Origin of the sequence: Streptomyces sp. NPDC003456 (assembly GCF_042878735.1) — a bacterium.
GTDB lineage: Bacteria > Actinomycetota > Actinomycetes > Streptomycetales > Streptomycetaceae > Streptomyces.
In genome coordinates this window covers 1,091,258-1,112,717 of record NZ_JBIAOK010000001.1, presented here as the reverse complement: position 1 = coordinate 1,112,717, position 21,460 = coordinate 1,091,258, and the positions used below count along the sequence as shown (strand labels likewise).

Here is a 21,460-nt window from a genome sequence, read left to right as displayed (position 1 = left end):
GCCGCCACGGGGGCCGTGAACACCCCGGTGCGCCCGGCCGTACTCCCCTCCGGCAGACCGAGCCCGCGAGCCCCGCACCGGAGAGGCGACGTGTCCCAGCAGCGACCGCCCGTACGACCCGACCACCGGACCCGGCCGACCCGCCGGCCGCGCCCCGCGGCGACGGCCGGCGTCCTTATCGCACTGGCCCTGCTCACGGCCTGCCGGGGGCAGCAGGACCGGGCCGCGCCCGGCGCGCCGGCGGCGCCCGCCGCCGGGGTCGTCGCCCCGGCGAAGGTGGAGGTCATCGCCGGGCTGGCCGGCTGCGAGGCCGAGATCCGCACCGAGGCGCAGGAGCTGCGCGAGGGCGTGTGCCGCACCCGCGAGGGCGACTTCCTCATCACCACCTTCCCCGCGGAACGGCTCAAGGAGACCTGGCTGGAGTCGGCCCGCGTCTACGGGGGCACCTACCTGGTCGGAATGCGGTGGGTCGTCAGCGCCGAGCCGGCGACGCTCCGGCCCTTGCGCGCGAAACTCGGCGGCGAGATCAGGAAGCTGTCCGGGATCGGACCCCGCCCGACCTTCTCCTGACACGGTCTCCGCGGGCTTGCCAGCCGCGTTGCGACGGGAGCACGCACAGCCGCCCTTCCCGGCACCTCACTTCCGATGTCGGCCGGCAGGCGTCATGACGGGGCGACTCGGCGGACGAGCCGCCCCGCCCGCGTCGGCAGCGACGATCCCGTGCGCGTGGTCGCCGCCTCCGCCGGGCCGCCGCCCACGAGTACTCCACCGCACCGGCAGCGCGGACGGGACGCTGCGCTACGGCGCCGCAGGACGGCCCGAACGCCGGTACGCCTGGCGGGTCTGAGCGGCGGGGAAGGCCCCGGGCCGGCGGATCAGGGGCGGTCGGTGAGATAGCCGCCCATGGAGGTGAAGTACTCGGCGGCGGGCAGCTCCCGGCCGTCCTCGGTGCGGACCCGGGTGAGGGCCAGACCGCGGTTGCGGCCCGTGCGGGCGTCGGCCCCGGCGACGATCACCACGCCGTCGCCCTCGCGGTAGAAGATGCGGCCGGGTGTGCCGCCGTAGCGGCCCTCGGACACGAACGAGGCCAGGACGTCCAGGCGCCGGCCCCGGTGGAAGGTGTAGGCGCTCGGGTACGGCTCGGACTGGGCGCGCACCAGGCGCTCCAGGTCCTCCGCGGGCCAGGACCAGTCGATGCGGCTGTCCTCGTCGGCGCGCTTGTGGAAGAAGGAGGCCCGGGAGCGGTCCTGCGGCGTGAACTCCTCCTGCCCGGAGGCGATCAGGGCGAGGGCGCCGAGGGTGACCGGGGCGATGAGGTCCACCGTCTTGTGGAAGAGGTCGGTCGCCGTGTCCGCCGGCCCGACCGGCACGGCCTCCTGGCGGACGATGTCACCGGCGTCCAGCTCCTCGTTCATCAGGTGCGCGGTGACGCCCACTTCGTCCTCGCCGTTGATCAGGGCCCAGATCAGGGGGGAGAAGCCCGCGTACTTCGGCAGCAGCGAGTCGTGCACGTTCAGCGTGCCGTGGCGCGGCAGTCCGAAGATGCGCGGCGGGATCCACGTGCGCCAGTTGTTGGCCACGATGATGTCCGGGTCGGCCGCCTTCAGCCGCGCGTACAGCTCCTCGTCGTCGGGGCGGCTGCGGATCAGCACCGGGAGCCCGTGCTCCTCGGCGAGGTCGGCGACGGAGTCGCTCCAGATCTTCTCGTAGGCGTGCTCGCTCCTGGGATGGGTGACGACCAGCACGACGTCGTGCTCGGACTCCAGGAGGGCTTGCAGGGTGCGGTGGCCCCAGGTCTGGTAACCGAACATGACGACCCGCATGGGGGTTCCTCCTCAGGGCAGGCGATGGCCCGGCAAGTAAAGCAAGGCTTGCCTTAGTTCACAACAGGGCGTTCCGGAGCGGAAGTTGAAGATTTTCGCTTGAGCAGGTGTCCGTTTTGCCCTGTCGACACCTCGCGCCGATTCAGCTTAGGCTCACCTAAGTTTCACGGGGGTGCCGCTCTGTCGGCATGCCCTCCTCTGCTTGCCTTCCCCTCCCCTCACCTTCCCTTCCCCCCCCCGACACGCGGCTGCCCCGCACGATGGGAGTGACATGTCGCAGGTTCCTCCTGATGACGCACCACCGGTCCACGACCTCATCGGAATCGGCTTCGGCCCGTCCAACGTGGCCATGGCCATCGCGCTCCGCGAGCACAACGCACGCGTCGGCAGGCGGGAGGCGGTCACCGCCCACTTCTTCGAGCAGCAGCCGCGCTTCGGCTGGCACCGCGGCATGCTCATCGACGACGCCACCATGCAGGTCTCCTTCCTCAAGGACCTGGTGACGCTGCGCAACCCCGCCAGCCGGTACAGCTTCCTGTGCTACCTGCAGAGCCGGGGCCGGCTGATCGACTTCATCAACCACAAGAACCTGTTCCCGCTGCGCGTGGAGTTCCACGACTACTTCGAATGGGCGGCGGCCCAGGTGGACGACCTGGTCTCCTACGGCCACGAGGTGGTCGGCGTCGCACCCGTCAGCCGCGACGGCGTCGTGGAGCACCTGGAGGTGACCGTCCGCTCCGGCGGCGGCCTGGAGATCCACCGGGCACGCAACCTCGTCGTCGGCACCGGGCTGCGCCCCCTCCTGCCGGAGGGCGTCGAGCGCGGCGACCGCGTCTGGCACAACTCCGAACTGCTCGCCAGGGTCGACGGGTTGACGGGCACCTCGCCCCAGCGCTTCGTCGTCGTGGGCGCCGGGCAGAGCGCCGCCGAGAACGTCGCCTATCTGCACCGCCGCTTCCCCGGTGCCGAGGTCTGCGCGGTGTTCTCCCGCTACGGCTACAGCCCCGCCGACGACAGCAGCTTCGCCAACCGGATCTTCGATCCGCAGGCGGTCGACGAGTACTTCGCGGCCCCGGAGGACGTCAAGCGGCGCCTGATGGGCTATCACGGCAACACCAACTACTCCGTGGTGGACATCGACCTCATCGACGACCTCTACCGGCAGTCGTACCGGGAGAAGGTCCTCGGCGCCGAACGCCTGCGCTTCCTCAACGTCTCCCGGCTCACGGGCGTCAAGGAGACGCCGTCCGCCGTCCGGTGCACCGTGCAGTCCCTGGTCACCGGCGAGGAGACCGACCTGGACGCGGACGTCGTGGTCCTGGCCACCGGGTACGCCCCGGCCGACCCCACCGGCCTGCTGGGCGAGGTGGCCGACCACTGCCTGCGCGACGACGAGGGCCGGGTCCGCGTGGAGCGCGACTACCGCATGGTCACCGATCCCGCCCTGCGCTGCGGCATCTACCTGCAGGGCGGCACCGAGCACACGCACGGCATCACCTCCTCCCTGCTGTCCAACACGGCCATCAGAGTCGGCGAGATCCTGGACTCCCTCCTGGGACACGGTCCCGGCGCCGGCCGGGCACGCACGCTCACCGACGGCAGGGGCGGCACGGCCCGCTGACGGCCGGCGGACCGACGCCGCCCCCTCAAGCAAGTAAGGCTTGCCTCACTTCCCACGCTATGGTGCTGCCTGCCCCCGAGCCGGGGGTGCGGCGTACCGGCACGAGAACAAAGGGACCTTGGATGCTCCTGCACCGCACGAAGGCCGGGAGGCGCCGGCGAGGGCAGGCGGCGATGCCGTACGCGATCGCCGTCCCCGTCATGTCGGCCGGGCAGGAGTGAGCACCACCGCCCCGCGCGTCGCCCCGGCGACCCTGCGCACGACGACCGGCCGGGAAGCCGCCCGCTGGGTGGCCGCACACTGCCGCGAGACGCCCTGGCTGACCGCCGCGACCGTCCTCACCACGGTCGCGGGGGCGGCGCTGCAGGTCCTGCCGGTGCTGCTGCTCGGCCGCGTGGTCGACGGGGTCGTCGGGGGCGAGGACCGGTCGGTCCTGGTCACCGTCGGCGTCCTGATCGGCGCCGCCGCGCTGCTCGGCGCCGCCGCCACCGCGGTGTCGACCTACCTCGTCGGCCGGCTGGGCGCCGACCTCCTGGCGCGCCTGCGCGAGGGCGCCGTCCGCGCGGTCCTCGGCATGCCGAGCGCACGCGTCGAACAGGTCGGCCGGGGCGATGTGCTCTCCCGGGTCGGTGACGACGTCGCGGTCATCTCCAAGGGCATCCGCACCGCCGTCCCCACGGTGTTCTCCGCGGGTGTGCTGGTGGTCATCGCCACCCTCGGCATGTTCGGGCTGGACTGGCGCCTCGGCCTGGCCGGTGCCGGCGCCCTGCCGGCCTACGCGCTCGCCCTGCGCTGGTACCTGCCCCGGTCCGCGCCCCTGTACCGCCGCCAGCGCATCGCCCAGGCCGACCGCGCCCAGGCGTTCATCAGCGGCCTCAACGGCATCGACACGGTCCGGGCGTACCGCCTGGAGGGGGCCTTCCGGCAGAAGGTCACCGACGAGTCCTGGCGCGTGCGCGACCTCGGCATCGACGTGTTCCGGTTCTTCGGCCGGTTCGTCGGCCGCGAGAACCGCGCCGAGTTCATCGGACTCGTCCTGATCCTCGTGGTCGGCTACGCCCTGCTGGAGACCGGCGCCGCCACCCTGGGCGAGGTGTCCGCCGCCCCCCTGCTGTTCCACCGGCTGTTCACCCCGCTCGGCGCCATCATGTTCACCTTCGACGAGGCGCAGAAGTCGGGTGCGAGCCTGACCCGCCTGGTCGGGGTGCTGGGGGAGTCGTCCGGGGAGCGGCTCGTCGGCGACGCGTCCGTCGCCGCGGCGGCGCCCCGGGCGTACCCGGTGACGGTGCGGGGGCTGACGTTCCGCTACCCGGGCTCCGCCGAGCCCGTGCTGCGGGACGTGGACCTCACCATCGACGCCGGCCGTTCCCTCGCACTGGTGGGTGCCACCGGAGCCGGCAAGACGACCCTGGCCGCGCTGATCGCCGGCATCGGCACCCCGGAGGCCGGCACGGTGCGCATCGGCACCGAGGACCTCGCCGACCTCGACGAGGCGGGGGCGCGGGCACTGGTCAGCATCCTCACCCAGGAGACGCACGTCTTCTCCGGCCCCCTCGCCGACGACCTGCGGCTGTCCGCGCCCGGCGCGAGCGACGCCGAACTGGCCGCCGCCCTGCGCACGGTGGGGGCGGGCGAGTGGGTCGACGCCCTGCCCGACGGGCTGTACACACCGGTCGGCGAGGGCGGTGAGCGCCTGGACGTGACCAAGGTCGCCCAGATCGCCCTGGCCCGCCTGGTCCTGGGGCGGGCCCCGGTGGTGGTGCTCGACGAGTCGACCGCGGAGGCCGGCAGCGAGGGCGCCGCGGAGCTGGAACGGGCCGTGCGGGCCGCGTGCGAGGGCCGGACCACGCTGTTCGTGGCGCACCGGCTCTCCCAGGCCATGGCCGCGGACCGGATCGCCGTGCTGGACGCGGGACGCGTCGTGGAGCAGGGCACGCACGAGGAACTGGTGGCTCGGGGCGGCCGGTACGCGCGGCTGTGGCGGGCCTGGAGAGAGGGTAGTCACGCATGATGCAATCGGGCGCTCGTCTCGCACGTCTTTCCTCCCCGGGCCTGGCCGGCGTCCGGCGCCGGATCGGCGCCTACCCCGACCGGACCGTCGCCGAGGCCTGCGCGATCTCCCTGGCCTACTGGGCGACCGGCCGCAGCCCGGAAGGCCTCGACCTCGCACCCGGCACCCTCTTCGCCGACGTCCTCGGCTGGGCCGACAACGGCGGCGCGGTGACCGGCGGCTGGGACGTCACCCCCGACGGCCTCGGCATCACCCTGCCCGACGGTGTCGACGCCGCCGCAGCGCAGCTCGCCCTGGACGACCTCACCGACTTCCCCGACCGGCCGCTGGGCACCGTCGGCCCGTCCAGCGTGGCGCAGCGGCTCGCCACCCTGGCCGAGTGGAACGACAACCGGGCCGACCGGGACCGCCCGGCCATCGTGGAGATGTTCCTGGCCCAGGCCCGGACCGCACCGGACGCCGTCGCCGTCGTGGACGAGCACCGGTCACTGACGTACCGCCAGGTGGCGTCCCTGTCCGCCCAGTTGGCCCACCACCTGCTGGAGCGCGGGCTGGGGCCGGAGCAGGTCGTCGGCATCTCGCTGCACCGCTCCGCCGACATGGTGGTCGGGCTGCTCGCCGTCCTGCGGGCCGGGGGCGCGTTCGTCCCGCTCGATCCGCACTGGCCCGCGGCACGCCGGGCCGTCGTCGTCGAGGACGCGGACGTCGTCCTGCAGCTCAACGCCTCCGGCGCGCACGACCCGGCCGAACCGGAGGCCGTCGCCGTCGACCTCGGCGACTGGCGGTACGACGCCTACCCCGAGGACGGCACCGGCGTCACGGTCCCCGGCGACGCCCTGGCCTACGTGATCTTCACGTCCGGCTCCACCGGGCGCCCCAAGGGCGCCATGATCCGGCACGAGGCCATCAGCGAACGCCTGCTGTGGCAGGTCCACGAGATCCTGGGCTTCGGCCCCGACGACGCCTCCCTGTTCAAGGCACCCCTGTCCTTCGACATCTCCGTCAACGAGATCTTCCTGCCCCTGGTCTGCGGCGGCCGGCTCGTCGTCCTGCGGCCCGGCGGCGAACGCGACCCGCAGCACCTGCTGAGCGTCATCGCCGAACAGCGCGTCACCTTCACCTACCTGGTGTCGTCCATGCTGGACGTGCTGCTGGAGATGGCCGGCGACTCCGGGAGCCTGGACAGCCTGCGGCACGTGTGGTGCGGCGGCGAGGTGCTCACCCCCGAGCTGTACGAGCGGTTCCGCGCCACGCTCGACATCCCCATGTACCACGGCTACGGACCGGCCGAGACGACCATCGGCGTCTCCCACGTCGTCTACCGGGGCGCCGCCGAGCGCCTGTCGACCTCCATCGGCCGGGCCAACCCCAACACCCAGCTGTACGTCCTGGACGAGGAACTGCGTCCCGTCCCGGTCGGCGTCGGCGGCGAACTGTACGTCGGCGGCTTCCTCCTCGGCCGCGGCTACGTGGGCGCACCCGGCCTCACGGCCTCCCGGTTCGTCGCCAACCCCTTCGCGGACGACGGCTCCCGCCTCTACCGCACCGGCGACCTCGCCCGCTTCGCCCCGGACGGCTCCCTGGACTTCCTCGGCCGCGCCGACAACCAGATCAAGATCCGCGGCATGCGGCTGGAGCTCGAGGACGTCGAGATCGGCCTCGCCGAACACCCCGCGGTCCGGCACACCTGCGTCGTCGCGAGGAAGAACACGGCGGGCGGCACCTACCTCGTCGGCTACGTCATCCCCGCCGCCGGACGCGAGGACCTGCGGGCGGAGGACGTCAAGGCGTGGGCGAGCGCGCACATGGTCGCCTACATGGTGCCCGCCCACGTGGTGGTGCTGGAGGAGTTCCCGCTCACCGCCAACGGCAAGCTCGACCGCAACGCCCTGCCCGAACCCGCCCTCGGCACCGGCCCCCTCGCGCGGCCCGCCACCGAGGACGAGCGGACCGTGTGCGCCGCCGTCGCGGAGGTGCTGCGCCTCGACGAGGTCGGCGTCGACCAGGACTTCTTCCAGCTCGGCGGCGACAGCATCCTCGCCATCTCCCTGCTGAGCGCGCTGCGCGCACGAGGGCTGCACGTCACGGCACGGCAGATCTTCACGCACCCCACGCCGGGCGCCCTCGCGGCGGTCGCCGACCGGGAGGACCACCGGGCGGCGGACCACGCCGACGTCGCCACCGGCACCGTCGTGGGCTCGCCCGTCGTGCAGTGGCTCGGGGAGACCACCGACCACGTCGACGGCTTCGTCCAATCCGTCGTGCTGAACACCCCCGCCGAGCTGACCGCGGACGCCCTCGGCACGCTGCTCACCGCCCTCCTGGACGCGCACCCCATGCTGCGCGCCCGCCTGGTGCGCGGGGAGCGCTGGGGCTTCGACATCCCCGAGGCCGGCCACGGCACGGCCCGGTGGTGCGAGAGCGACCTGCCGCTCGACGCCTGCGTCGCCCTCGCCACCGAGGGCCTCGACCCCTCGGACGGCGTCATGCTGAGCGCCGTCCTGCGCCGCGCGGCACGCCAACTCGTCCTCGTCGCCCACCACGTGGTGATCGACGGCGTCTCGTGGCGCGTGCTGATGGACGACCTGGCCACCGCGTGGCGCCGGTACGGCTCGGGCGCCCCGGTCGAACTGCCCCCGGAGGGCACCTCGTTCCGGCGCTGGACCCACCTGCTGGAGCGCGCCGCGTTCGACGCCGACAGCTCCTGCTACCGGCGACCGCTGCCGGGCGAGGACCTGCCGCTCGGCCGGCGCCCCCTGGCCGCGTCCGACACCGTCGCCCGCGAACGCCTGCACACCGTCACCCTCGGCGCCGAGGCGACCGCCGCACTGCTGGGCGAGATCCCCGCGAAGTTCCACGCCGGCGTCAACGACGTGCTGCTCACCGCCCTCGCCGTCGCCCTCGCCCGGTGGCGCCGCGACCGCGGCCAGGACCAGACGTTCGCCCACATCGAGCTCGAAGGCCACGGCCGGGAACCGCAGTTCACCGCGGGCCCGGCCGGGTTCGAACCGGACCTGTCGCGCACCGTCGGCTGGTTCACCACGCTCTTCCCGGTCACCGTCGACCCCGGCCCGGCAGCCGACTTCACCGACCCCGCCTACCTGGGCGCCGCCCTCAAGGCCGTCAAGGAGGACCTCGCCCGGGTGCCCGATCACGGCGTCTCCTACGGCGCCCTGCGCCACCTCGCCGACGTGCGGTTCGACGCCCCCGCCCCGCAGGTGCTCTTCAACTACCTCGGCCGCTTCGCCGCGGGCGCCCCCGGCGACTGGCAACTCGCCGCAACCACCGGGCAGCTGGGCGAGAAGCGTGACCCGAGGATGCGCCTGCCGCGCGCCCTGGAGTTCAACGCCATCGCCGAACCCGCCGCCTGCGGCGGATACGAGCTGGTCACCACCGTCTCCTGGCCCGACGGCATGTTCACCGACGCGGACATCACCGCCCTCGGCGACTGCTTCCGCACGGCCCTGGCCGGACTCGCCGCCCTCGAACAGGGCGGCCACACCCCCGGCGACTTCCCCCTGGTGCCGCTCAGCCAGGCCGACGTGGACGCCCTGGACGGACCGGCCCTGCGGGACGTCCTGCCGCTCACCCCCCTCCAGGAGGGCCTGTACTTCCACTCCGTCTTCGACGACGACTCCGCCGGGACCTACGTCGAGCAGCAACTGCTCACCCTGGAGGGCGAGGTGGACGCGGACCGGCTCGCCGCTGCGGCGACCCGGCTGCTCACGCTCTTCCCCAACCTGGCCGCCCGCTTCACGTCCCTCGCCGACGGCCGCGTGGTGTCGGTACTGGAGAACGGCGTGCCCGTGCCCTTCACCACGATCGACCGGCCCGGCATCACCGACGAGGAGATACGCGACCTCGCCGAGCGCGACCGGCGTGCCGGCTTCGACCTCGCCACCGGCCCGCTGATGCGCTGCACCCTCGTCCGCGCCGCAGCGGGCCGCAGCGTCCTGGTGCAGACGGTCCACCACCTCATCGCCGACGGCTGGTCCGTCCCGCCGATGCTGCGCGCGCTCCTGGCCGAGTACCACGCGCCGGGGTCCGTGCACCCGGCCGGCGGTTTCACCGACTACGTGCACTGGCTCGCCCGCCGGGACGCCGAGGAGAGCGACCGCGTCTGGCGCGGGGAACTGGCCGGCCTGCCCGGACCCTCCCTGGTCGCCGAGTGCCACACCCCCTCCGACCGCTTCGCCGACACCGCCGTGCCCGCCCGGGACGACCTCGACACCGCCGTCCGCGCGGCCGGTGTCCCGCTGAGCGTGGCCGTGCACAGCGCCTGGGCCCTCACCCTGGGCGGCGTCCTGCACCGCGACGACGTGGTGTTCGGCTCCACGGTGTCCGGCCGCGACGCCGACGTGCCCGGCATCCAGGACATGGTGGGCCTGTTCATCAACACCGTGCCCGTGCGCGCCCGGTGGACTGCGGGCACCACGGCGGCCGAACTGCTCGCCGCGGTGCGCGACCACCAGGCCCGCGTCCTGCCCCACCAGCACGTCTCGCTGTCCGGGATCACCCGCCGATTCGGCGCCGGCCCCCTCTTCGACACGCTCGTGGTGTTCGACGTCGCCACCGACGTCACCGCGCTGCGGCGCCCCGGCGACACGCTGACGGTCACCGGCATCGTCAACGAGGGCGCCCCGCACTACCCGCTGACCCTCGTCGTCGAGCGCACCCCCGACGGCCGCCCGCGCTTCAACCTCGTCCACGACGGTGCGCTCCTGCGGGAGTCCGCCGCCCGCCGGATCCTGCACACCTTCACCCGGAACCTGACCCGCCTGCTCGCCCACCCGGACGCCCCGGCCCACGAGCCGGCGCGCCCCGGTGACCGGCGGCCCGCGCCGGTCGCCCCGCTCACCCTGGACGCCCTCTTCGACGCGGCGGCCCGCCGCGACCCGGCCGCGACCGCCGTCACCGAGTGCGGCCTCGACGGCGCCACGCGCTCCCTCACCTACGGCGAACTCGCCCGCCGCAAGGACGAGCTGGCGGCGTCCCTGCGCGCCGCCGGGATCGGCCCGGGCACGCGCGTGGCCGTCGCCGTCCCGCGCTCGGCCGAGCAGGTCGTCGCCCTGGTCGGAACCGTCACCGCCGGCGGCGCCTACGTACCGCTGGACGTGGCCTACCCCGACGAACGCCTGGAGTACGTCCTCACCGACGCCGCCCCGCAGGCCGTCCTGGTCGACCGTGCGCACCGGGACCGTGTCGCGGCCCTGCTGAACCGGACGGGCCTGCCGGCGCGGCTCCTCGTGCTGGGCGAGACACCCCGGGCCCCCGCCACCGTGCCCGGGCCGGCACCGGACTGGCGCGATCCCGCGTACGTGATCTACACGTCCGGGTCGACCGGCCGGCCCAAGGGAGTCGTCGTCCCGCACGCCGGCGTGGTGACGCTGCTCGCCCGGACCCGGCCGGACATGGACTTCGGCCCGGACGACGTCTGGGTGCAGTTCCACTCCTTCTCCTTCGACTTCGCCGTCTGGGAGCTGTGGGGCGCACTGGCCCACGGCGGTGAACTGCTCGTCCCCGACCACGCGCTGACCCGCTCGCCGGTCGACTTCCACCGGCTGGTCCGCGAACACGGCGTGACCGTGCTGAACCAGACCCCGTCCGCCTTCCACCAGTTCGCCGAGGCCGACCGGCTGTCCGGCGAACCGCTGCCCGCGCTGCGCCGGATCGTCTTCGGCGGGGAGGCCCTGGACCTCGGCAGGCTGCGCGGCTGGGTCGAACGGCACGGCACGGCCTCGCCCGAGCTGGTCAACATGTACGGCATCACCGAGACCACCGTCCACGTCACCCACCGGGTGCTGCACGAGGAGGACTTCGCCGGCGAGGCCGGGGCGAGCCCGATCGGCGGCCCGATCCCCGGCCTGGTCACCCACCTCCTCGACGACCGGCTCCGGCCCGTCCCGCCCGGCCGGGTGGGCGCGGTCTACGTCGCCGGCGACCAGCTGTCCCTCGGCTACCTGGGCAGGCCGGGGCTCACCGCCGGACGGTTCGTCGCGGATCCCTTCGCGGCCGACGGCTCGCGCATGTACCACACGGGCGACCTCGCCGTGCGCACCCTCGACGGCGACCTGCGGTTCACCGGCCGCGCCGACGACCAGGTGCAACTGAAGGGCTACCGCATCGAGTTGGGCGAGGTCGAGACCGCCGTCAGGCAGGTCGACGGGGTGCGGGACGCGGCCGTGACCGTGTCGGCGGCCGGAGACCACCTGGTCGCGCACGTGGTCGGCCGGGTGCCGGACGACCTGGAGGACCGGCTCGCGAAGAGGCTGCCCGCGCACATGGTGCCGCGCCGGGTGCTCCCGATCGACGCCCTGCCCCTGACGGTCAACGGCAAGCTGGACCGGCCAGCCCTGACCGAACGCGCCCGCGCCGGTGCGGAGCCGCACCCGGCCGGCCGCACGGCGGCCGTGGACGAGCAGGCGGCCCTCACCGCACTGGTGGACGTCTTCGCCGGGGCGCTGCCCGGCGCCGAGGTCACCGCCGACACCGACTTCTTCCGCGCCGGGGGCGACAGCATCGTCGCCATCACGGTCGTCAACCGGGCCCGGGCGCTCGGGCTGCCCGTCACCCCCCGGGACGTCTTCCTCCTCAGGACGCCCCGCGCCCTGGCCGGGCACCTGCCGAGCAGCGCGGCCGTCCCGCCCGCCCCCGGGGCGGGACACCGCGAGGACGGTCCGCTGCCCCCCACGCCGATCGTGCTCCGCCAGCGCGAACTCGGCGGCTCACTCGCCCGCTTCGCCCAGGCCCGCACCCTCCGGGCACCCGAAGGCGCCGGCCACGCCGACGCCGTACGGGCCGCCGAGGCCGTCGTCGCCGCGCACCCGGCCCTCCGGATGCGCCTGGGCACCGCACACGGCGTGTGGACCCTGCACACCGTTCCCGCCCGCGAGACGACCGTGCTGCGCCCGGACACCACCGACGCGACGGCCGTCGCCGACGAGGCGGCCGGGCGGCTCGACCCGGCGACCGGCGACCTGATCGCCTTCGCCTGGCTGGAGGCGAGCAGGACCCTGGTCGTGACCGTGCACCACCTCGCCGTCGACGCGGTCTCCTGGCTGATCCTGCTCGACGACCTCGCGGCGGCCCTGCGCGGCGAGCCCCTCGCCCCGCCGACCACGTCCTACGCCGAGTACGCCGAAGCCCTCGCCCTGCGGGCCGCCGCCGACACCGACACCCTGGACCACTGGGTGGACACCCTGCGGGCACCCGAGCCGCTGCCCTGCGGCGGGCCGCCGCGCGAGACGACGGTCGTCGCCGCCCCCGACGTCGGCGACCTCCTCACCCGGACCGCCCCCGCCGCGCTCGGGCTCGGCCTCACCGAGCTGCTGTGCGGCGCCCTGCGCGCCGCGCTGACGCGCGTCCAGCCCGAGCCCACCGACCTCGCCGTCGACCTGGAGCGGCACGGCCGCGTCCCGGTGCTGCCGCAGCACGACTACACCCGCACCGTCGGCTGGTTCACCGCCGTCGCGCCGGTACGGCTCTCCCCGCACACCGACCCCGTCGCCGCCGCCCGCGAACTGACGGCGCGCCAGCCGGACGAGTCCGGGCACCTCGCCTACGGGCGGCTCCGGTACCTCAACGCGCAGACCGCGCCGCTGCTCACCGGCCGCCCGCAGGTGCTGTTCAACTACCTCGGCCGGGGCAGTGAGTCCCGGGCCCTGCACCTGACCCGGGGCCCGCAGCCGAACCCGTACGCCGTCGAGGTGAACGCCTGGACCGACGACGCCACCGGCAGCCTGCTCGCCGAGTTCGTCCTGGCCGACGGCGTGCCGGACGCCATCACCGAGCACTGGCGCGAGGCGCTGCGCCTCATCGCGGAGGCCGCCGCGACCGCCGAGCGCACCGCGCCGGTCACCCCGCTCCAGCGCGGCCTGTACTTCCAGGCCCAACTGGCCGGTCCCGCCGGCCACTACGTGGCACAGAACTGGTTCACCTTCGACCGGCGCCTGGACCCCGGCGCCCTGGCCGAGGCCATGGCGCACGTCATCGCACGGCACCCCGTGGTGGGCGCCGGGTTCACCACCGACGACGACGGCAACCCGGTCCAGGTCCTCGGGGCCGGCCGCCGGGTCGACGTCCGCACGGTCGAGCTCGCCACGGAGGCGGAGGCCGACGAGCTGCGCGCCCGGGACCGCGCCACCGGCTTCGACCCGGGTGAGCCACCGCTGGTCCGGATGACCGTCGTCCGCCTGCCCGGGGACCGCGACGGCCTGCTGCTGAGCTACCACCTGATCCTGTGGGACGGCTGGTCCCGCGAGATCGTCCTGCGGGACCTGTTCGACGCCTACCGTGCCGTCCTCGCGGGCGAGCCCCTCGACCCGGCACCGGCCGTGCCGGGCTTCGAGGAGTACGCCCGCGAGCTCGCCGCCCGGGACCCGGGCCCGTCGATGCGCTTCTGGGCGGACCACCTGTCCGGCCTGCCCGGCCCGACCCTGCTGGCCGGACCGGCGCCCTTGCTCCCGGACGACCTGCCGACGGCCCTCGTGCACACGCTGTCCGCCGAGCAGTCCGAGCGCGTCCGCGAGGCGGCCAGGACCCACGGCGTCACCCTCAACTCCGTCCTGACCGGCGCGTTCGGCCTGCTGCTCGGAGCCCGCACGGGACGCGGCGACGCCGTGTTCGGCGTGACGGTCTCCGGCCGCGAGGGCGAGGGGCTGTCCGACGTCGTCGGGGTGCTGCTCAACACGGTGCCGATGTGGACCCGGCCCCGCCCGGACGACAGCGTCCGCGCCTACCTGACGGCCGTGCAGGCGGCCCGTGTCGAGGCGATGGAGCACGAGCACCTCGGACTCGGCGAGATCCAGCGGGCCGGCGGGCACGACACCCTCTTCGACAACCTGTTCGTGCTGCAGAACTTCCTGGACATGGACGCGTTCGCCGAGATGAACGCCCGGCACGGCATCACCGCGGTGCGCGCCGACGACTCCACCCACTACCCCTTCACCTGGGTGGTCACGCCCGGCGACCGGCTCACCGTCAAGCTGGAGCACCGCGACGGCGACACGGCCGGCGCCCGCCGCCTCCTCGACGACTACCTGGGCGTCCTGGAGAACCTGACCCGCGCGACCGGCCCGGTCGGTGCCCTGCCGGGCCTGGCGCCCCTGCCCCGGGCGGGCGAGCGGACCGGCATCGGCACGGACACCGTCGTCGACCGGTTCGACCGGGCCGCCGACCGGGCCCCCGACCGGGTGGCCCTGGTCGCCCACGGCTCCACGACGACGTTCGCCGGCCTGCGCGACCGCAGCCGCGAGGTCGCCGGAGTGCTCGTCGCGCGCGGCATCGGACCCGAGACCACCGTCGGGCTCGCGATCCCGCGCTCCCTCGACTCGATCGTGGCGCTGTTCGCCGTCCTGCGCACCGGCGCCGCCTACGTGCCGCTGGAACTGGACCACCCGGACGAGCGGATCGCCGCCGTCGTGGCCGACGCCCGGCCCGAGGTGATCCTCACGGTGAGCGCGGTCGCGCACCGGCTGACCGGCGACCTGATCGAACTGGACCGGCCGCTTCCCGGGGCTGAGCCGTACACGACGTTCGCCCCGGACGACCCCGGCCGGCTGCGGCACCCCGCCTACACCATCTACACCTCCGGCTCGACCGGCCGGCCCAAGGGCGTCGTCACCGAGTACGCGGGCCTGACCAACATGCTGATCAACCACCAGCGCCGCATCTTCGAGCCGGTGCTGGCCCGGCACGGCCACCGGGTCTTCCGCATCGCGCACACCGTGTCGTTCGCCTTCGACATGTCGTGGGAGGAGCTGCTGTGGCTCGCCGACGGACACGAAGTGCACATCTGCGACGAGGAGTTGCGCCGCGACGCCCCGCGCCTGGTCGCCTACTGCCTGGAGCACGGCATCGACGTCGTCAACGTGACCCCGACGTACGCGCAGCAACTCGTCGCCGAGGGCCTGCTGGACGACCCCGGCCGGCGGCCGGCGCTCGTCCTGCTCGGCGGTGAGGCCGTCACCCCGGCCCTGTGGCAGCGACTGGCACGGACCGAGGGCACGGTCGGCTACAACCTGTACGGGCCCACCGAGTACACCATCAACACCCTCGGCGTCGGCACCTTCGAGTGCGCGGACCCCGTGGTGGGCGTCCCCATCGACAACACCGACGTGTACGTCCTCGACCCGTGGCTGCGGCCCCTGCCCGACGGAGTGCCCGGCGAGCTGTACGTGTCCGGCGTCGGCATCGCGCGCGGCTACCTCGGGCAGCCCGGCCAGAGCGCGCACCGCTTCGTCGCCTGCCCCTTCGCGGCGCCCGGGGAGCGCATGTACCGCACGGGCGACCTGGTGGTACGCCGGCCCGACGGCAATCTGGCCTACCTCGGCCGCACCGACCAGCAGGTCAAGATCCGCGGCCACCGGGTCGAACTCGGCGAGGTGGAGGCCGCGTTCGCGGCCCACCCGGCGGTGCGGTTCGTGGCGGCCGTCGCCCAGCCCGACCCGCAGGTCGACGGCGCCCACCGGCTGGCCGCCTACCTGGTGCTGGAGGACGCCGAGCTGGCGGACGTCGCCGCCGACGTGGGCGCCGCCCTGCCGGACTTCCTGCGCCCCACCCACTACGCCCGGGTCGACGCCGTCCCGCTCACGGTGAACGGGAAGGCCGACACCAAGGCCCTCCCGGAGGCCAAGCCGCTGGGCGCCCTGACCACTGCGGGGGAGCGGGGCCCGCGGTCCGCGACCGAGACCGCCGTGTGCGAGATGTTCGCCGAGGCACTGGACCTGGACGACGACGAGGTGAGCGCGGTGAGCGACTTCGTGTCCCTGGGCGGGCACTCCATGCTGGCGGTGCGGCTGGCCGCGCTGCTCCGCCGCGAGTACGGTCCCGTGATCACCGTCCGAGATCTGTTCACCCTGCGCACCCCGGAAGCGATTGCCCGCCACCTCGATGACCACTGACCCGCAGCGGCCCCGCCACGGGGCCGCCATCCTGCGCACCGCCCTGCGCCGCAACCTCGGCGCCATGACCTCGGGCACCCTCCTCATGGGCCTCTACCAGGCCGGTGAGACGGCGTTCCCCATCGCCCTCGGCCTGATCGTGGAGCACGCCCTGCGCGGCGATCGCGGCCTCGACGCCCTCGCGCTGTCGATCGGCGCCCTGGCCGTGATCATCACGACGGTGTCGCTGTCGTGGCGGTTCGGCATGCGCATCCTGCAGAAGGCCAACACGACCGAGGCGCACCGCTGGCGGGTGAAGGTCGCCGCCTGCGGACTGCAACCGGTGGCGCGCGACACCGGCCTCAAGTCGGGCGAGGTGCTCACCATCGCCACCGAGGACGCCGACCAGACCGCCGACATCATCGAGGTGGTGCCGCTGCTGGTCAGCTCGCTCGTCGCGGTGCTCGTCGCGTCGGTCGCGCTGGGACTGGCCGACCTGCGGCTGGGCCTGCTGGTGATCGTGGGGACGGTGGCCATCCTGTCGATCCTCAGCGTGATGTCCCGGCGCATCGGCTCCAGCACCCAGGAGCAGCAGGCACGCGTGGCCCGGGCGGGGGCCAAGGTCGCCGACCTGATCACGGGCCTGCGCCCGCTGCACGGCTTCGGCGGCAACCACGCCGCGTTCCGGTCCTACCGGAAGGTCAGCGCCGAGGCGCGGCAGCAGTCGATCACCGTGGCGAAGGTGAACGGCGTCTACGCGGGCACCGCGCTGGCGCTCAACGCGGTCCTCGCCGGAGCCGTCACCCTGACGGCCGGCCTGCTGGCCTTCGAGGGGCGCATCACCATCGGGGAACTCGTCATGGCCGTCGGCCTCGCGCAGTTCATCATGGAGCCGCTGAAGCTGTTCTCCGAGATGCCCAAGTACGTGATGATCGCGCGGGCGTCGGCGGAGCGCATGGCGCTGGTCCTGGCGGCGCCCGCGGTCATGACCCCCGGCACCGGCCACCCGGCCCCGGGCGGCGGCCTGGAGGTCGACGGCGTCCGCCACGGCACGCTCGACGGCCTCACCTTCAAGGTGGAGGCGGGCGAGTTCGTCGCCATCGCCCCCTACCAGCCGCGCGCGGCGGCCGATCTCGCGGCCGTGCTGGCCGTCGCCGTGCCGCCCACCGCCTACGAGGGGACGGTCCGTGTCGGCGGGCAGGACCTCGCGGAGCTGTCCGTCGAGGCCGTCCGCGCCCACCTGCTGGTGAACCCCTACGACGGTGAGATCTTCGCCGGCACCCTGCGCACCAACATCGACCCCTCGGGCACCGGCACCGCGGTCCCGGAAGCCGTCGCGGCCTCGCTGCTGACCGACGTCGTCGCCCTGCACCCGGAGGGTCTGGACCACCCCGTCCGCGACCGGGGTGCCAACCTCTCCGGCGGCCAGCGCCAGCGCCTGTCCCTGGCCCGCGCGCTGGCCGCCGGCACCGAGGTCCTCGTGCTGCACGACCCGACGACGGCGGTGGACGCGGTCACGGAGCAGCTCGTCGCCCGCAACGTGGCCGAGCTGCGCAGGGGGCGTACGACGATCGTCATCACCAGCAGCCCCGCGTTCCTGGACGCGGCGGACCGGGTGCTGGTCCTGGACGAGGGGGCCGTCGCCGCGGAGGACACCCACCGCAATCTGCTGGCGAACGACCCGCACTACCGCACGGCGGTGGCGCGCTGACCTCCCGCACGGGGGCGCCGGCGAGCCGTCCCCGGCGGGGCTGGTGACGCACGTGGCGGGGGGCGAGCAGGGCTGCATCGCCCGGGCCTCGCGGCGGAGCGCGCAGTGGCCCGGGCAGTCGCGGCGGCCGTGGCGTGTCAGCAGGGCGCTCAGGCGCGCCGCCGGGCGGGTGCTCACCGGCTTCGCGCCGGTTCACCCACCGAGGGCCCAGCCGACGTCCCTGAGCAGCGCGTGCCGCCACCCGGCACGGTCGTGCCCCGAGGCGGACCGGGACACCCGCACCGTCGCCCCGGCCCGCGCGGCCAGGTCCTCGACCACCGCGCAGTGGGGCAGCATCCGCCCCTCGTGCTCCCCGACGTCGAACGCCACCCGCAGCCCGGACAGATCCGCCCCCTGCCGCAACCGCTCGGCGAGCGCACCGCCCAGCGGCCCGTCCAGCGGATCGGCTCGCCGGGACGCGTCGGCCGTCCACCAGAACGACCCGGACTGACAGGCGACCCGGGACACCAGCCCGGGGAACTCCAGCGCCGCGTGGAGCGCGCCGAGCCCGCCGAGGCTCTGCCCGGCGACCACCAGCCGTCCCGCCTCGGCCGGCACACCCGACTCCGCCACCAGCGGCAGCAGTTCGTCGCGGACCGCCTCCCACAGCTCCGGCCGGCACCCGAACTCGGCCGCCCGGTCCTTGGCCGGCAGGAACACCAGGGTGACCGGCGGCAGCTCACCGGCGGCCACGGCCGAACCGAACGCGGTCACGGCCGGGTGCAGATACAGCCAGTCGTCCCCGTCGAGAAGCAGCACCAACGGCCCGCCCCCGCCCACCGGTTGGATCCGCACGGTACGCCGCCCGCCGAGCCGCTCGCTCGCCCAGCGCACCCGCGCCCGCGGCAGCGGCAGCACGTCACCGGGGCCCACGACGGGCCAGTGCGGCTGCGCCGGGGCGTCCGGCGTCGCCGCCAGGGACCGTTCACCGCCCGCTCCGTGAGGATTGAGGGGGTCGGCGTACGACCCGTCCGGCGTCGCGAACCGGTAGGTCACCCACAACCGCGCCGGCATCGGCACCTCGGCGTACCAGCAGTCCGAGTCCGCCCACCGCTCCAGCGGGACGGGATCCGACCAGCTCTCGAACTCCACGGCCACCGGCCCGGACCCGCGCCACAGGAACAGGGCCCTCCAGCCGCCGCCCCCGTCGGGCACCGCCGCGGGCGCGCCCGCGGCGGCCCAGAACGCGGCACTGCCGGGCGCGCCCGGCAGCCCGAACGCGGCGAAGGCGTCCTCCCGGTCGGCGGCGGCCACACGCATGAACGTCTCCTTGTGAGCCGGAGGGGCAGAGGCTAGGCTCCGTCAATTAGGCGAGCCTAACCTAACGTTGGCCTTTCGAGGAGGTACCCGCGCATGAGCACCAACCCCTTCGACGACACCGAAGGCCGGTTCCTGGTCCTGGTCAACGACGAAGGCCAGCACTCCCTGTGGCCCGTCTTCGCCGAGGTGCCCGGAGGGTGGACGGTCGCCTTCGCCGAGAACACCCGCGAGGCCTGCCTCGAGTACGTCGAGACCCACTGGACGGACCTGCGCCCGCGCTCCCTCGCCGCGTCCCAGGACGCCTGAGCGCGCCCGTGCTCTGCACCCGGCTGACCAACGCCCGGTTCCTCACCATGGATCCGGGCCACCCGGTCGCCCACGACCTCGGCATCTGGCGGGGCCGGATCGTGGGTCTCGACGACGCCGTGACCGCCCTGCCCGCCCGCGAGGTGGTCGACCTTCAGGGCGCCACGGTCCTGCCCGGCTTCGTCGACGCCCATGTGCACCTGGCGTGGACGGGGTTCAAGCAGACCACCCCGAGCATCGCCGGCCGCACCCGCGTGGACGACGTGCTCGCCGTCGTGGCCGGGGCCGTGGCCCGCAGCCGGGGACCCGGAGACTGGGTGAGCATCGCCGGCTACGACCAGCGCGCCCTGGGCCGCCACCTCACCGCCGCCGAGCTCGACCGGGTCAGCGACGGGCGCAAGCTGTACCTGCTGCACGACTCCGGGCACGGCTGCGTCGTCAACACCGCCGTCCTGGACCTGCTGCCCGCCGACGTCCCGCACGACAACGGCTTCCTCGCCGAACAGGCCATGGGCGCCGCCCGCGCCCTGCGCCTGCCCTACTCCCAGCGGGAGCTGGCCGAGGCCATCGGCCGCGCCGCCCGCACCTGCCTGGCCGAGGGCATCACCGCCTGCGCCGAAGCCGGCATCGGCGGCACCCTCTTCGGCCACAGCCCCGTCGAGCTCGGCGCCTACCAACTGGCGCTCGAAGAGGGCCTGTTGCCGCTGCGGGTCCAGCTCATGGTGTCCGCCGACCGGCTGCGCCCCGTCGCCGCGCACGAGGACGACGGCATCCCCGGCGCCCTCGACCTCGGCCTGCGCACCGGCTTCGGTGACGACCGGCTCCGCGTCGGGGCCCTGAAGATCTACACCGACGGCGGCATGATGGCCCGTACGGCCGCGCTGACCGCCCCCTACGAAGGGCTCGACCACACCGGGCAGTTGCAGGACGACCCGGACGCCCTCACGCGGCTCGTCGTCGACGGGCACCTCGCCGGCTGGCAGCTCGCCGTCCACGCGATCGGCGACCGGGCCGCCGACCTCGCCCTGGACGCCCTCGAACGGGCCCAGCGGCTCCGCCCCCGCCCCGACGCCCGCCACCGCATCGAGCACGCCGGGCTGATCCGGCCCGACCAGCTGCCGCGCTTCGCGCGCCTCGGCGTCACGGCCGTCGTCCAGCCTGCGTTCCTGCGGTACTTCGGCGACGACTACGCCACGATCATGGGTGAGGAGCGGGCCCCGTGGCTCTACCGGGGCAGGGCGTTCCTGGACCACGGCATCCCCCTGGTGGGCAGCTCCGACCGGCCCGTCGCCGACGGATCCCCTCTGCGGGCCGTGCAGTTCATGGTCGAACGCGCCTCCTCGTCCGGCCGGCTCATCGGCCCGGACGAGGGCATCACCGTCGACGAGGCCCTGTACGCCTACACCGTCGCGGGGGCCCGTGCCTGCCACTGGGAGGACGCCCTGGGCAGCCTCGCCCCGGGCAAGCGCGCCGACCTGGCCGTCCTCGGCGACGACCCGCGCCGCGTCGACCCCTCGCGCATCGGCGGGATCGAGGTCGTGCAGACCTGGGTCGACGGCCGCCCGGCCGGCCCGCAGGAGGATCCACGGGAATGAGGATCAGGGCGATCAGGGCGATCAGGGCGATCAGGGCATGAACAGCGCCAGCAGCACCACCGCCGCGGCGACGAGCAGAACGATCATCCAGACCGGCTTGCCCCGCCGTCCCCCGCCCCGGCCCGCGTCCTCGGGTCCGCCGCCGCGGGGACGGTCCTCCGGCAGTACCGCGTCGTCCGGGCGGTCACGCGTGTAGAAATCGTCGTTCGCCATG

Annotated in this window: 10 protein-coding genes; 7 read left to right on the top strand and 3 right to left on the bottom strand. The window is 74.4% G+C overall.

Annotated elements, in window-relative coordinates:
* The first annotated feature begins 90 nt into the window (after positions 1-90).
* Positions 91-570 carry a hypothetical protein gene (locus tag ACFYWG_RS04555; protein ID WP_389199241.1) on the top strand — a complete coding sequence of 160 codons (480 nt, stop codon included), beginning with the start codon at positions 91-93 and terminating at the stop codon, positions 568-570.
* A gap of 305 nt (positions 571-875) precedes the next feature.
* On the opposite strand, the gene ACFYWG_RS04550 is transcribed toward ACFYWG_RS04555, so the two are convergent.
* The gene (locus ACFYWG_RS04550; RefSeq protein ID WP_389199239.1) at positions 876-1,823 is read right to left on the bottom strand and encodes a methionyl-tRNA formyltransferase; all 948 of its coding nucleotides are present in this window, start codon (positions 1,821-1,823) and stop codon (positions 876-878) included.
* A 271-nt stretch (positions 1,824-2,094) separates the two neighbouring features.
* Between ACFYWG_RS04550 and ACFYWG_RS04545 the strand changes: the two genes are divergently transcribed.
* The 4 genes from ACFYWG_RS04545 to ACFYWG_RS04530 all read left to right on the top strand — a co-directional run bounded on the left by ACFYWG_RS04545 (position 2,095) and on the right by ACFYWG_RS04530 (position 18,046).
* Positions 2,095-3,444, top strand: coding sequence for a lysine N(6)-hydroxylase/L-ornithine N(5)-oxygenase family protein (locus ACFYWG_RS04545; RefSeq protein ID WP_383505158.1), 1,350 nt, complete (start codon positions 2,095-2,097; stop codon positions 3,442-3,444).
* Between the two features lie 217 nt (positions 3,445-3,661).
* Complete coding sequence (locus ACFYWG_RS04540; protein ID WP_389199236.1) at positions 3,662-5,455, top strand: ABC transporter ATP-binding protein; 1,794 nt, start codon at positions 3,662-3,664, stop codon at positions 5,453-5,455.
* Positions 5,452-16,356: an amino acid adenylation domain-containing protein gene (locus ACFYWG_RS04535; protein ID WP_389199234.1), complete on the top strand. Its 10,905-nt coding sequence runs from the start codon at positions 5,452-5,454 to the stop codon at positions 16,354-16,356. Before ACFYWG_RS04540 ends, ACFYWG_RS04535 begins: the two co-directional genes overlap by 4 nt.
* Positions 16,346-18,046 (top strand): ABC transporter ATP-binding protein, encoded by a 1,701-nt coding sequence (locus tag ACFYWG_RS04530; protein WP_389199232.1) that lies wholly within the window; start codon positions 16,346-16,348, stop codon positions 18,044-18,046. The genes ACFYWG_RS04535 and ACFYWG_RS04530 overlap by 11 nt, the downstream gene beginning before the upstream one ends.
* A gap of 192 nt (positions 18,047-18,238) precedes the next feature.
* On the opposite strand, the gene ACFYWG_RS04525 is transcribed toward ACFYWG_RS04530, so the two are convergent.
* Positions 18,239-19,345, bottom strand: a complete 1,107-nt coding sequence (locus ACFYWG_RS04525) for an alpha/beta hydrolase-fold protein (RefSeq protein WP_389199230.1) — start codon at positions 19,343-19,345, stop codon at positions 18,239-18,241.
* Between the two features lie 93 nt (positions 19,346-19,438).
* Between ACFYWG_RS04525 and ACFYWG_RS04520 the strand changes: the two genes are divergently transcribed.
* Complete coding sequence (locus tag ACFYWG_RS04520; protein WP_376324749.1) at positions 19,439-19,651, top strand: MbtH family protein; 213 nt, start codon at positions 19,439-19,441, stop codon at positions 19,649-19,651.
* 8 nt (positions 19,652-19,659) lie between these two features.
* On the top strand, positions 19,660-21,246 hold the full coding sequence (locus tag ACFYWG_RS04515; RefSeq protein ID WP_389199228.1) for an amidohydrolase: 1,587 nt from the start codon (positions 19,660-19,662) through the stop codon (positions 21,244-21,246).
* A gap of 30 nt (positions 21,247-21,276) precedes the next feature.
* On the opposite strand, the gene ACFYWG_RS04510 is transcribed toward ACFYWG_RS04515, so the two are convergent.
* Positions 21,277-21,459: a hypothetical protein gene (locus ACFYWG_RS04510; protein ID WP_383505139.1), complete on the bottom strand. Its 183-nt coding sequence runs from the start codon at positions 21,457-21,459 to the stop codon at positions 21,277-21,279.
* Position 21,460: the final 1 nt, after the last annotated feature.